Source organism: Ornithinimicrobium sp. (genome assembly GCF_030537745.1).
In the GTDB taxonomy this organism is placed as follows: domain Bacteria; phylum Actinomycetota; class Actinomycetes; order Actinomycetales; family Dermatophilaceae; genus Ornithinicoccus.
On the sequence record NZ_JAUNVI010000067.1, the window covers coordinates 1 to 13,564 of the forward strand.

At 67.2% G+C, this 13,564-nt stretch carries 10 protein-coding genes; 4 read left to right on the forward strand and 6 right to left on the reverse strand.

Features of this window, described 5'->3' with window-relative positions; genetic code table 11:
• Positions 1-361 precede the first annotated feature (361 nt).
• Positions 362-1,606, forward strand: coding sequence for a M20 family metallo-hydrolase (locus Q4P07_RS12075; protein ID WP_303375165.1), 1,245 nt, complete (start codon positions 362-364; stop codon positions 1,604-1,606).
• A 29-nt stretch (positions 1,607-1,635) separates the two neighbouring features.
• Here Q4P07_RS12075 and Q4P07_RS12080 read toward each other — a convergent pair whose 3' ends face one another.
• Positions 1,636-3,270, reverse strand: coding sequence for a PucR family transcriptional regulator (locus tag Q4P07_RS12080; protein ID WP_303375166.1), 1,635 nt, complete (start codon positions 3,268-3,270; stop codon positions 1,636-1,638).
• A gap of 138 nt (positions 3,271-3,408) precedes the next feature.
• Here Q4P07_RS12080 and Q4P07_RS12085 point away from each other — a divergent pair, with 138 nt between their 5' ends.
• Both Q4P07_RS12085 and Q4P07_RS12090 read left to right on the forward strand, forming a co-directional pair.
• Positions 3,409-4,902 carry a CoA-acylating methylmalonate-semialdehyde dehydrogenase gene (locus Q4P07_RS12085; protein ID WP_303375173.1) on the forward strand — a complete coding sequence of 498 codons (1,494 nt, stop codon included), beginning with the start codon at positions 3,409-3,411 and terminating at the stop codon, positions 4,900-4,902.
• 31 nt (positions 4,903-4,933) lie between these two features.
• Positions 4,934-6,298 carry an aspartate aminotransferase family protein gene (locus tag Q4P07_RS12090; RefSeq protein WP_303375167.1) on the forward strand — a complete coding sequence of 455 codons (1,365 nt, stop codon included), beginning with the start codon at positions 4,934-4,936 and terminating at the stop codon, positions 6,296-6,298.
• Positions 6,299-6,302: 4 nt separating this feature from the next.
• Here the strand turns inward: Q4P07_RS12090 and Q4P07_RS12095 are convergent, their stop codons facing one another.
• From Q4P07_RS12095 to Q4P07_RS12110, 4 genes are read right to left on the reverse strand one after another with little or no spacing between them, the layout of a single operon-like run.
• The gene (locus Q4P07_RS12095) at positions 6,303-6,881 is read right to left on the reverse strand and encodes a peroxiredoxin (RefSeq protein WP_303375168.1); all 579 of its coding nucleotides are present in this window, start codon (positions 6,879-6,881) and stop codon (positions 6,303-6,305) included.
• A gap of 4 nt (positions 6,882-6,885) precedes the next feature.
• A complete protein-coding gene (locus Q4P07_RS12100) occupies positions 6,886-8,403 on the reverse strand; it encodes a sodium:solute symporter (RefSeq protein ID WP_303375169.1) in 1,518 nt (505 codons plus the stop codon).
• Positions 8,403-8,639 (reverse strand): permease, encoded by a 237-nt coding sequence (locus tag Q4P07_RS12105; RefSeq protein WP_303375170.1) that lies wholly within the window; start codon positions 8,637-8,639, stop codon positions 8,403-8,405. Before Q4P07_RS12105 ends, Q4P07_RS12100 begins: the two co-directional genes overlap by 1 nt.
• A 41-nt stretch (positions 8,640-8,680) precedes the next feature.
• Positions 8,681-9,913: an amidohydrolase gene (locus Q4P07_RS12110; RefSeq protein WP_303375174.1), complete on the reverse strand. Its 1,233-nt coding sequence runs from the start codon at positions 9,911-9,913 to the stop codon at positions 8,681-8,683.
• A gap of 149 nt (positions 9,914-10,062) precedes the next feature.
• Here Q4P07_RS12110 and Q4P07_RS12115 point away from each other — a divergent pair, with 149 nt between their 5' ends.
• A complete protein-coding gene (locus Q4P07_RS12115; RefSeq protein WP_303375171.1) occupies positions 10,063-11,673 on the forward strand; it encodes an amidohydrolase in 1,611 nt (536 codons plus the stop codon).
• Positions 11,674-11,761: 88 nt separating this feature from the next.
• Here Q4P07_RS12115 and Q4P07_RS12120 read toward each other — a convergent pair whose 3' ends face one another.
• Entirely contained in the window at positions 11,762-13,273 is a 1,512-nt protein-coding gene (locus Q4P07_RS12120; RefSeq protein ID WP_303375172.1) for a plasmid pRiA4b ORF-3 family protein, read from the reverse strand.
• Positions 13,274-13,564: the final 291 nt, after the last annotated feature.

Below are 13,564 nucleotides of genomic sequence, written 5' to 3' on the forward strand. Positions count from 1 at the left end.
AACGCCGTGTTGTGCACGCCGAGCGCCGCACCCAGCTCCCGGAGGCTGAACTCCTGCCGCCCGTCCTCCAGGAGGGAGGTAGCCGAGTCCAGGATCGCCTCCACCGACAACGTCTGGCGGCCGTGCGCGCCGGTGTCCTCTTTTGGCACTCGGGTCCCCCTTCGGTATGTGGTGCGGCGATTGTATGAGGTGGTGACCGGCACCGGCTCCCGGGCTGGGCATCAACCCCGGTGGGGGTCACCAACGAGTAGCATCACATCCACTCCATCGCCCTGTTCACGAGTGGGTCTGGCTGTCCGTTCAGGCCCACTAGACCAGCAGCGTCGCCAGCCGGCGCTGCCACCGACGAGAGGAATGTTCGATGAGCCAGGCCTTCCTGACCGACTTCCACCACGCCGCGACGATCGGCGCCACGGCCAACAACGGCGTTGACCGTCAGGCGGCCACCAGCCTGGACGGCGAGGTCCGGCTCTGGTTCGCCGGCTGGTTCCGCGACCGTGACCGCCGGGTCCTGATCGATGAGATCGGCAATCTGTTCGGTCTCTATGAATGGCGGGAGGGCGCTCCTTTCGTGCTCGTGGGGTCGCACCTGGACACCCAACCGCTGGGTGGTCGCTTCGACGGGTCCTACGGGGTCATCGCGGGCATGCATGTCGCCGACCAGATCGATCAGGAGATCGCCGCAGGGACGCGGGAAGCACCACGTTTCAACCTGGCCGTCGTCAACTGGTTTAACGAGGAGGGGGCACGCTTCGCGCCCAGCGTGATGGGCAGCTCGGTCTTCGCCGGTCTTTTCGACCTTGAGGAGATGCTCGACGTCGAGGACCTCGGCGGCGTCTCCGTGCGCAAGGCGCTGGCCGACATCGGCTTCCTGGGCACCGACGACGGTCCAGCAGCCGTCGGTTATGCCGAGATCCACATCGAGCAGGGGCGGATCCTGGAGCGTGAGGGAATCGACCTGGGCGTCGTGGACCGTAGTTGGTACACCCAGAAGCTCGACATCGAGGTGCTGGGCGAGCAGTCGCACACGGGCGCCACCGCGATGGCCGACCGTCGGGACGCCCTGGTGGGCGCCTCGGAGGTCGTGCTCATGGTGCGTCAGGTCACCGATGACTTCCCGGAGGAGGCCCTCGTCTCCTCTGTCGGCCAGCTCGTCGTCGAGCCCAACTCCCCGATCGTCGTCGCGCGTCGCGTCCACCTGGTCGCCGACCTCCGATCCGACAGCCCGGAGATCGTGCAGGAGGCTCGCCAGACGTTGCTGAGCAAGATCTCGGCCCTCGCCGCTCGCGACAACCTCGTCATCAATGTCAAAGACTTCGACATCCGACCCAGCCGCCACTTCCCGCCCGCTGGTGTCGAACTCGCTGAGCGTGTCTTGGCGCAGCAGGGGTTTTCCTCTCGACGCATTCAGACGATGGCGGGGCACGACTCCGTGGCCCTGAACACCATGGTGCCCGCGGTGATGATGTTCATCCCCAGCATCGACGGAGTCTCACACTGTGAGCGCGAGTTCTCCACGGACGAGGACATGATCAAGGGGCTCGCGGCACTGAAGGCCGTGGTCCTGGAGATGCTCAACGGCCAATTCGTCACCGACGAAGGCTGAGTGCCCTCGACCCAGGCTCGCCCCCTGGGTCATGGGCTTTGCCGCAGCCGCGCCCAGAGCAGGGCGACGTGCAAGGCGGTCCGCGACTCCGGATCGTCAAGGGAAACCCCGAGCGCCGACTCCAGCCGCTCCAGCCGCGCATAGAGCGACTGCCTGCTCAGGTGAGCCGCACGTGCCACCGCGCTCTTGTTGCCGCCGTGACGCAGATAGAGGTCGAGCAGGTCCAGGCCCCAGGCGGGGCGGCCCTCCAGCAGCGCCCCCAGCTCTGCCTCGGCGAACGTGCGGACCCGGGGGTCGTCGGCCAGCAGCGCCACCAGACCTCGCAGCCGCACGTCGGACAAGCGGTAGAAGGGCTGGGCACGGATCTCCAGCTCGGCCGCGGTCCGGGCGACCTGTGCGGCTTCCTGCAGACCGGCTGCCCCTGCGGTGAGGCTGCCCTGTGCCGGACCCGCACCCACGGTCCACGCCAGGTCAGCCTCCGACAGTCGGCCCGATCTGAGCTGCTGCTCCAGCTCCTTCTTGACCCTGTGCACGACGCGTGTCAGCACCCCGTCGACGTCGCCCTGTCGCTGCAGCCCCACCAGGAGCGCGAACGAGCCTGTCCGCAAGCCGGCCGTGATGACGCTGCCCACGAGCGGACGGGCGGCCGCGAGGAACTCCTCCATGAGCACTCGCTCCCGGAGTTGCAGGTGCGTGAGGTCCTCACCTGGCTGCGGCGTCATGCGCACTGCGACGGGGACGTAGGCCTTGGCGTCGGAAAGGCCCAGGGCTCGCGCTCGGGCGCGCGCCTCCTCTTCGGTGAGGTCGGCCGCCATGAGCGCCTGGAGGAAGCCAGCGCGGGCCCGGTGCAGCAGGTCCTCCTCGTCCCGGGCCGCCATCCGGGCCAGCGTCAACGCCTGCCCCGCCCGCTCCAGCACCTGCGTCACCTGCGCGTCGTCGGACCCGACGCCGGGCGCGACGAGCCTTCCCCATACCCGTCCTCCCGCCCCGACCGGGACCTGAGCGTCCTCAGATCCCCGCGCTGACCAGCCCGCCAGCAGCCCGTCCTTCCCGCCGTCGCCCCCAGCCAGGAGCAGCACCCGGTGTGCGACGTCCTCCAGGACCACGGCCCCCCCGAGCAGGCGCGCGGTGGTGTCCACGATGCGCTGCTCGTCCGCAGACTCGAGGTTGAGCTGGGTGAAGACCTCGTGGACACGCCGGGACTGTTCCAGGCGAGCCAGCTGCTCCCCGATGAGCAGCCGATGCGCTGCCTGGGTGACCCTGACGAACTTGATGCGGCGACGCACCACCACGACCGGCAGCGCCAGGCCCGCCGCGGCCTCGACCAAGACGGCGACCGCTTGCTCGTCCGGCGAGCCCTGCTTGTCGACCAGCTCGATGAGTGCTGCCGCGGCGCCTCCCCTCTCCAGGTCCTCCAGAAAACGCCGCACCCGCACCCTGGAGCCCCGGAAGCCAGCCGCGGTGCTGAGCACGAGCTCCCCTCCCTCGATGAGCGCGCCCACGCCTTCGGAGTCGGCGACGTGCACCCAGCGCACCGGGCGATCCAGGCTGTCCCCACCGTTGACGATCTCGGGCCGACCGAAGCGGACCTCGTCGAGCTCCAGCAGGGAGCGGACCGTGATTGGCTCCTCCCAGCCGAGATCCGCCTTCACCACCACTTCCATCCTGACAGTCTGTCACCCTCTGACGGTGAAGAGGCGACACTCTGTCACTGGCGCCGCTCACCCGCCTCCAGCAGACTGGTCAGCATGACCGGTCCACTGGGCCCGGCCCCCCGCCCCCAGCATGCACAGGAGATTCGGATGCAGACCGTAGGACACTGGATCAACGGCCAGAGCGTCGCCGCGCCCGAGGACGCCCGCCTCGGAGAGGTCTTCAACCCCGCCACCGGCAAGGTGGTGCGCCGGGTGGCCCTAGCCTCGGCCGACCAGGTGCGCGAGGCCATCAGCGCCGCAGCCCAAGCCTTCCCCGGCTGGCGCGACACCTCCCTGGCCAAGCGGAGCAACATCGTCTTCCGCTTCCGCGAGCTGCTCAACGAGCGCAAGCCCGAGCTCGCCGCGATCATCACCGAAGAGCACGGCAAGATCCTCAGTGACGCACTGGGCGAGGTGAGCCGCGGCCAGGAGGTCGTCGAGTTCGCGTGCGGCATGCCACACCTCCTCAAGGGTGGCTTCACCGAGAATGCTTCTACCGATATCGACGTGCACTCCGTGCGGCAGCCCCTGGGTGTCAGCGCGATCATTGCGCCGTTCAACTTCCCTGCCATGGTCCCCATGTGGTTCTTCCCGGTCGCCATCGCCGCCGGCAACACCGTCGTCCTCAAGCCTTCCGAGAAGGACCCCTCCGCGGCAAACTGGCTCGCGGAGCTGTGGACGGAGGCGGGCCTGCCTGACGGCGTGTTCAACGTCGTGCATGGTGACAAGGAGGCAGTGGACACCCTGCTGACCGACCCACAGGTCTCGTCCGTGTCCTTCGTCGGGTCCACCCCGATCGCCAAGTACGTCTACGAGCAAGCCACGGGCACGGGCAAGCGCGTCCAGGCCCTCGGGGGCGCCAAGAACCACATGCTGGTGCTGCCGGACGCCGACCTTGACCTGGCTGCTGACGCCGCAGTCAGCGCCGGTTATGGGGCCGCGGGCGAGCGCTGCATGGCCATCTCCGCCGTCGTCGCGGTGGACTCGATCGCCGATGAGCTGGTGTCCAAGATCGCCGAGCGCGCCAGGAGCCTGCGCGTGGGCGACGGCACCGGCGACACCGACATGGGGCCGCTCATCACCGCTGCGCACCGCGACAAGGTCGCCGGCTATATCGACGCGGGTGAAGAAGCCGGTGCCGAGATGGTCGTCGACGGCCGCACCGCGCAGACCGACAGCGACAACTCCGGTTTCTTCCTGCACCCCACGCTCCTGGACCAGGTCAAGCCGGAGATGACGGTCTACACCGACGAGATCTTTGGACCGGTGCTCTCCGTGGTCAGGGTCAACAGCTACACCGAGGGAGTGGACCTGATCAACTCCAACCCCTACGGCAACGGCACTGCGATCTTCACCAACGACGGCGGCGCCGCCCGCAGGTTCGCGAACGAGGTGCAGGTGGGCATGATCGGCGTCAATGTCCCGATCCCGGTCCCGATGTCCTACTACTCCTTCGGCGGCTGGAAGAACAGCCTGTTCGGTGACACGCACGCCCACGGAATGGAGGGCGTGCACTTCTTCACCCGCGGCAAGGTGATCACCTCCCGCTGGCTCGACCCCAGCCACGCCGGACTCCAGCTCGGCTTCCCGACCAACGCCTGAGACAGCTCCAGAACGAGAGGAAACGACAACCATGACCGTCGATACGACCGCCGTCTCGCGCACCGATATCGAGAACGGGCGGCGCGCCTATGAGCTCGACCGCAGCCACGTCTTCCACTCCTGGCAGGCACAGGCGCTGTTCCAGCCGATGACGGTGCTGGCCGCCTCCGGCTCCTACGTGTGGGACGGAGAGGGCAACCGGCTGCTCGACCTCTCCTCACAGTTGGTCAACACCAATATCGGCCACCAGCACCCAACCGTGGTGGCCGCTATCCAACGACAGGCGGGCCAGCTGTGCACCATTGCCCCGCAGTACGTCAACGACACGCGCTCGGAGGCGGCCCGGCTCATCACCGAGCTGATGCCCGAAGGCCTGGACAAGGTCTTTTTCACCAATGGTGGGGCCGACGCCAACGAGCACGCGATCCGCATGGCGCGGCTACACACCGGTCGGACCAAGGTGCTGTCGGCATACCGCAGCTATCACGGAGGCACCCAGCTCGCGGTCAACGTGACCGGCGACCCGCGGCGGTTCAACAACGACTACTCCGCTGAGGGCGTCGTGCACTTCATGCCGGCCTACCCCTACCGGAGCTACTTCGGCTCCACCACCGAAGAGGAGGAGACCGAGCGCGCGCTGCGCCACCTGGAGGACCTCATCGTCCTGGAGGGGGCGCAAAACATCGCGGCGCTCATCCTGGAGACGATCCCGGGCACGGCCGGCATCTACGTGCCACCGGCCGGCTACCTCGCTGGCGTGCGGGAGCTGACCAGCAAGTACGGCATCGTCTTCATCGCTGACGAGGTGATGGCGGGCTTCGGCCGCGCGGGCGCCTGGCTGGCCATCGACCACTGGGACCTCACCCCGGACCTCATCACCTTCGCCAAGGGCGTCAACTCCGGCTATGTGCCCCTCGGCGGGGTCGTGCTCAACCAGGAGATCGCGGCCACCTTCGACGAGCGCGTCTACCCCGGCGGCCTGACCTACTCGGGTCACCCGCTCGCCTGCGCCGCGGCCGTCGCGACGATCACCGCGATGCGTGAGGAAGGCATGGTCGACAACGCTGCCCGCCTGGGCGCCGAGATCATCGGACCGCGCCTGCGTGAGATCGCCGAGCGTCACCCCAGCGTGGGCGACGTGCGCGGCCTCGGCTGCTTCTGGGCGGTCGAGCTCGTCAAGAACAGGCAGACCAAGGAGCCGATGGCCCCCTACGGCGGCAGTTCGCCCGCGATGGCCGAGCTCACCAACGCGCTCAAGGCCGGTGGCATCCTGCCCTTCGTCAACTTCAACCGGGTGCACATCGTCCCCCCGCTCAACATCAGCGACGAGGACCTTCGCTTCGGCCTGGACGTGCTCGATGAGGCTCTCACCCTGACCGACGCACACGTGGAGTAAGCGGTCAGGGATCTTTGACGGGGTTCTCGCTGAGCCAGCCCAGGACCTGCTGGGCGTGGGCGTTGGGCGGGAAGACCGGATAGAACGCGTGCTCGATGCACCCGTCATGGACCACCAGGGTGAGGCGCCGGTAGAGGCGCGGGTGCCCTTGCGCCCCAAACGTTGGGAGCGTGAGGGCCTGCGCCAACCGGAACTGCTCGTCCGAGATCATGGCGAACGGCACACCGAGCCTGCGCACCACCTCAGCTTGATAGCCAGGGTCCTGGCTGGACAGGCCGTAGACCCCGCTGACGCCAGCATCGAGCAACTCTGCGAAATGGTCGCGGAAGTCACAGGCCTGGGACGAGCAGCCCCTCGCGCCGGGGATGGAGTCCCACCCGCGGGGCAGGTCCACCCCCGGTCTTCCGGTGAGTGGGTAGAGGTAGATGACCGTCCTGCCCTCACCCAAGTCGCCGACATCCACCGTGTCACCGGCACTGGTGGGCAGCACCAGCGAGGGTATGCGGTTGCCCGCCAGATGGTCTGCCGCGCCGTCATCTCGTGGGCACGGCAGACCGTCGGGCAAGGTGGAGTAGTCGATCACCGCTTCAGTCGGTGGCAGCGACGCTCTCGTCGATGGCCACCACGCTGTCGTCGACGTCGTACGCGTTGGCGTCGACATACGCGTCAGCCTCTTCCACCCGCGACTGCGGGGTCATGAAGGTGACCGCCACAAAAATGACGATGTTCACCATCAAGCCCATGATCCCAGCGTTGATGCCCAACGGTGTCGACTCCGCAGCAAACTGGAAGTAGTAGTTCACCAAGGCCCCACTGACCAAGCCCGCGATCACGGCGGGGGCCGTGGCTCGGCGCCAATAGAGCGCACCGTAGACGCCGGGGGCGAACTGCACGATCGATCCATACGCCCCAAGCAGGAGCGCGATCAGCCCTTGGCCTCCAAAGATCGTCACGGCATACGCGCCGGCACCGATGACGACCACCGCAATGCGGATGAAGCGCAGCGTCGACTGGTCCGTCATGTCGGTCTTGATCTTGTGGACCAGGCCATCAGTGACCTCGAGCGCGGCACTGTGCGTCATCGCATCTGCCGACGACATGGCGGCAGCGAGGGCGCCCGCTCCCACCAGGCCATAGAGCCAGCCCGGCATATCAAGCACGTTGGTGATCATGTAGGGCAGCACCTCGTCCGGGCTCACTGTCCCAGTCTGGACAGCCTTGATCGCCGCGAACCCAGCCAGCAGGAGGGGTACGAGGAAGAGGGCGAACAACGGGTAGACCAGGACCGTCTGCTTGATGACCTTGGCCGGTGAGGAGTAGGACTTGGTGAAGAGGTGGGGCCACATCAGGATGCCGATCAGCGACACCAAGATGATCGTCGTGTAACCCACCGGCGACATCGTGGATCCTTCGCTACCGATCTGCAGGAAGCCGGCGTTATCGGCGATGATCTCCTTAAACATGGAGGTGGAGTTGCCATGCACTTCACGCACGACGGCAAATCCCACCGCCCACGAGACGATGACCATCAACCCGCCCTGGAAGACGTCCGACCAGGCGGCGGCGCGGAGTCCACCGGTCGCGACGTAGAGCACGACGATGCCGTAGGCCACGAGCGCCCCCAGCCAGAACGGGACGCGCCCGTCCGTCATGATGTTGAAGATGTAGGCCATCCCCTTCATCTGGGTAGCCAGGTATTGGATAAAGGCCAGCAAAGCGATCAACGCGACCAGCATGGGCAGCACCTTGGTGCCATAACGCTTATGCAGGAAACCCGACATGGTGTAGAGGTTGAAGCGACGTCCGATCGCGCCGATTTTGGGGCCGATCAGATACCACGGCAGGATGCCGAACGCGGTGTAGGTGATGATGTAGAACGCTGGAGCTCCGCGGTCATAGGCCCACCCTGGCGCACCGAGGAAGGAAAAGGCGCTGAAGACGGCGCCTCCCATCAGGAAAGCGGTCACCACAAAGCCGAGGCCTCGACCCGCGACCACGTACTCCGTGAGGTCACCGCCGCGTCCGCGACCCGCCATCACTCCGATGGCCAGTGCGATGACCAGGTAGCCGATCATCATGAACAGGGCGATTTGCCAGTTAGCCATTATCGCGCCTCGCTCGTGCTTGTGCGGGAGACCTTGTTGTCCGGATCGAAGAAGTAGAGGGCGACCACTGAGATACCCACCAGAACAACCCATAGCAGCACCCAGAAGAAGCTGAAGGGGAGACCGACGACGATTGGCTCTGCACGGTTGCCCAGGGCGAACAGCGGGAAGATCGTCGGCAGGAACAGCACCGCGCACACGGTGATATAGATCATCTTGAACTTTGCTCTTGACACCAGTCTCTCCTTCTTGTCGTGGTTGTGAAAGTCACGGCTGGTCACCGTGAGCGGTCGAGATTGAACCTCGTCATTAAGGTTTGGTAGGCCGCTTGGGTCCCGACGCTGAGCGTCGGCTCGATCATGGGGGCAAAATGGGGCGAGTGATTGGTCGGAGTCGGTTCATCGGAGTCGACGAGATCTTGCGGCATACCTCCGAAGAACCAGTAAACGCCGGGGACACCCAGCGCGTCGGGCAACGCGCCGAAGTCCTCGCTGCCCATCACGGCTGGCTTGTGAAGGACGTTGTCCTCGCCCAGCGCGTCGCGCAGCACGTCGATGACCCTCGCTGTTTCTCGCGGGTCGTTGGTCAGCAGCGGGAAGGTATAGATCTCCTCGATCTCCGGCTCCGGCGCTCCGCTGGCCATCGCCTCACCATTGATGACGCGCCGCAGTGCCGTGAGCAACTGCTCCCGCACCTTTGCATCCAGGTTGCGCATGTTGAGCGTGAACTCCGCGATCGGCGGGATGATGTTTTCCTTCAGGCCGGCGTGGAAGGTCGCGATCGTGATCACCGCGGCCTTCTGCGCGGGGACCTCCCGGCTGATCAGGCTCTGGATCCGCACGACCATGTGTGCCGCGAGCACAACGGGATCGATGGTGTTCTCCGGCTGCGACCCGTGCCCGCCGCGGCCCTTGACCGTGACCTTCCACGCATCGGAGTAGGACATCGCCGGGCCGCTGCTGATGTCAATCGTGCCGGCGACGCCTGGCCAGACGTGCTGCCCGTAGATCACCTCCGGGTGGGGCGCCCGATCCCACAACCCGTCCGCTAGCATCCCCACCGCACCGTCAGCGGTCTCCTCCCCCGGTTGGAAGATGAAGACCACTGTCCCGGCCCATGCCTCCTGGTCCTGGACGAGCAGCGTCGCCGCCCCGATGGCGGCGGTGATGTGCGTGTCGTGTCCGCACGCGTGCATGACCGGCACGTCAGCGCCGTCCGGCATCGTCCCTCGCGCAGACGAAGCGTAGGTCAGGCCGGTGTCCTCCAACAGCGGCAGCCCGTCGGTGTCTGCTCGGAACCCGACCACGGGACCATCACCGTTTTTCAGCACCGCGACGACGCCTGTCCCCCCGCAGCGAAACACCTCATACCCGAGGCCGGTCATCCGTTCCTCGATCAGGGCTGCGGTCTCGTGCTCCTGCATGGACAGTTCGGGGTGTTGGTGCAGGTGCACGTAGAGCTCATGCAGGGATGAACGAAGCTCGGGGTAGGTATCGAGGAAAGCCACCATGTCTCCAATGATTGTCGTTGTCGTGGTGTTGCCGTGTCGTTTGATCGCGGAAATGTCCTGGAGGTCGCTTGTTTTCTGCAACATTAGCCCCAACCGTCACGGAACGGGGCAAATATCATGCAGATACAGCGCGGGCTAGGATCCCAGAGATGTATAGGCACACACCCGTCACACTGGTCCGCGCCACGTCCATCTACACGCTGGATGGCCCCCCGGTGGAGGCGATGCTCGTCAGCGGCGGGCGGGTGCTCGCCACCGGCTCCGCTGCGCAGCTACGCGAGCACCCGGGCTGCACCGACGAGGTCGTGCTCGAGGGCACGGTGCTGCCTGGGTTCAACGATGCGCACGCGCACCCCACCATGACGGCCGAGAACCTGCTCCACGTGGATCTCTCCCCCGATCTCGTCCCGAGCCAGCAGGCGTTGGTCGCGAGACTGCAGGAGGCTGCCCTCAACACTCCGCCCGGGGAGTGGGTGCGCGGCAGCCGATACGACCACGAGAAGAGCAGCGACGGAGAGGTCCTGGACCGGGCCGCGCTCGACTCGTTCGTGCCGGACCGACCAGTCCTGCTCATCCATGTCGCCGCACACTGGGGGGTGCTCAACTCCGCCGGCCTGGAGGCAGCTGGCCTCAGCGCGGAGACGCCAGATCCGCCCGGAGGCTCACTGGGGCGGGACGCCAATGGTCAGTTGACCGGCGTGGTCTATGAGCAGGCGTTGTTCGACCTGGCCTACTCCTCCTTGGCTCGCGGCGGCCGCACCGTGCTGCCGGCCTCCCCCCAGGCAGCCCGGATCGAGGGCCTGGAACGTGCGCTGCAGATGTTTCACGCGGCCGGCATTACCTCCATGTGTGATGCCCTGTGCGGACCGGAGGACCTGGAGCTACTCCAGGCGGCGCGACGCGAAGGTCGGCTCACCATGCGGGTGTCGGCGGTGGTGGCCCATCCGCATTTCGACGCCATGGTCGCGGCTGGCGTGATGGACGGGCTGGGCGATGAGTGGCTCCGCCTCGCGGGCGTCAAGGCCTTCGTGGACGGTGCCTGTGCCGGCGGCAACTGCTTGGTCGATGAGCCTTTTGAAGGCACCGACGACCACGGCATGCAGGTGGTGGACACGCAGGCACTGGCCGATCTGGTGGCGAAGGTCACCGCCCATGGCACGGTGCTGGCGGTCCACGCCAACGGTGACCGTGCGATCCGCCTGCTCCTGGACGCCCACGAGAGCGCCCGTCAGCACGGTGCGCCCCCCGGACGCCACCGGATCGAGCACTGCAGCATCATCGACGAGGACATCGTCCGCAGGATCCGGGATCTGGGCCTGGTCGTGGTCCCCTTCGGCTCCTATGCCCGTTTCCATGGGGGAAAGCTGGTGGGCTACTACGGTCACGAGCGGCTGGAGCGGATGTTTGCGCATCGGACGCTGCTGGATGCTGGCGTGCCGGTGGCTGGCTCCAGTGACTACCCTTGCGGACCGTTCGAGCCGCTCGTCGCCTTCGCGAGTTGCGTAGAGCGGCGCACCCCCGACGGGCAGCCGATCGGTCTGAGCCAGCGCATCAGCGTCGAGGAAGCCGTGCACCTTTACACGACGGGGGCGGCATACGCGACCGGCGAGGAGGACCGCAAGGGCACCCTCGCCCCCGGCATGCTGGCCGACTGGGTCGAGCTGGACCAGGATCCTTTCGCCGTTGACCCCGCACAACTGGCAGAGGTGTCGGTGCGATCCACCTGGGTCGGCGGGAAGATGGTCTTCCACTCGTCCTGACCAGAGAGGAGCTCAGCTGTGCAGGGCGGGGCCGGGTCCTCGTCTTGCACACTGACCTGAGTCGTGGATCACGACTCGCTGCGTGTCCCTACGTCTCCGCCCAGAGCGAGGCCCGCGCGATGGCGACAGCGCGGTGATCCCCGGGGAGACCTGACTCGTCCCGCTGGCGGGACGTCCGCCCGGACGCGTCGCGCAGGGTGAGCCACACCGATCGCACCATCTCCAAGGCGTGCCTACGGTCGACTCCGGTCGGGGAGGTCCGCAGACCGCAGTCCGTCATGATCCGCGCGACCTCACCGGCGTGGTTGGCCTGCGGCCCGCCCGATGCGGCGGTCAGCAGGGCGAAGAGGGCCATGGCCGACTGCCGGTAGGGGTCGCGGTCGCGGAGCAGGCGGGCGGCGACGGCGGCGACGTACTCTTCGTCTGTCCGCAGCGTCCGCGCCAGCGGGGTGCGCACCAGGCGCGCCTGGTGTTTGCGCAGCAGGCCGAGCTGCTGGCACATCGCCCGTAGACGCGCGACCGGTTGCGTCTGGTCCTCACGGTTCCCCTTGCCGATCCAGTCCTCGTCCAGCCCCAGCTCTCGGTAGATGCGCTCGACGTAGGCCGGCTTCATCCAACCGGCGCCTGTCAGCGGGATTCCCTCCTCCTCGGCCAGCTCGACCATGAGGCGGTAGGGCCGACTGATCGCCGCACGGTCCCCCGGTGTCAGCTCGGCCCCGTGCTCTGTCCGGGCCCGCTGACACAGCCGCGCCAGCTCCACGACGACCTCCGACGGCGCGAGGGCCAGCAGCGCGTCCAGCGCCTCCGGGAAGTCCAGGCCCCCGGATTCTGTCGCGCCCAGGACAGCCAACAGCGCCTCCGCGCTCAGGCCGATCGTCGACAACCGCAGGCCGACCTCGTCCAGATCCAGCTCGGTGGGGTCCCATCCCGGCGGGAGCCACTCCCGCAGCTCCTCCTCCATCCCGGACAGACCCGGCCCGGAGAGGAAGGCGTCGACGAGCTGGTTGTGCCCGGGCGGGCCACCGCAGTCCTCCACGGGCCCTGCCCTCCGACCGCCGGTGCACACCGCCCGCGGCGCCGAGGGATCCAGTGCGTCGGACGACTCGAGCTTGATGGTGTGGGTCCAGTCGTCGCCGAAGTCATAGGTGTAGAACAGCCGGTCACCGTCGCCGCGCAGCACTTGGTCGAGCCGCACCTCAGACTCCAGGATTCCCTCCTCTCCCTCGTCGAGGTCGTACTGCGTGAGGAAGTAGGGTCCGCGCCAGATCTGCCTGGCCGGCCCCGGCCAGAACCGGTGCAGGTGGTAGTCCTGCCACCCGAAGGCCGCCTGCACGACCGCGTGGACCTCCTCCAGAGTCAGGTCACCGCGCAGCACCAGCCGCCGCCACACCGGCGGTCGGGTCTCGTCGACGTCGACTCGCACCGTGAGCGCCCTCGTCTCGGCCGGGGGCTCATGGACCGTCGGCAGGAGCGGCGTGGGCGGCTCGGGGGCTGCGTCGAGCAACCCGCCCCCGAGGATGTCGGTCAGCACCGCCCGGAGCTCCTCCGGCGAGAGCTCCGCCACCTTCTTGCGCATCTCGGACAGGGGGCCATCGGTCATCCGTCAAGCGTATGAGGTGCCCAGACGGGTGGTCCAACCGACCGCCGATCCGTGCACGGAGGACGGATGCTCGGCGGGTTGCGCCGCCGGCCGGTGAGCTCCGCGGCGACGGGACCCTGCTCCAGTTGTTCGGCTCGGTCTCCTACGCGCCTCGCGGGACGCGAGCGGGGACATCATCGCAACGATGGACGAGTTCGGCTCTCTCACGCACTGCGCGGCGCATCGACATCGGGGTCTAGGTGGGCTGATCTCGCGCTGCGCAGGACGAACATGATCGTGACATCACGACTC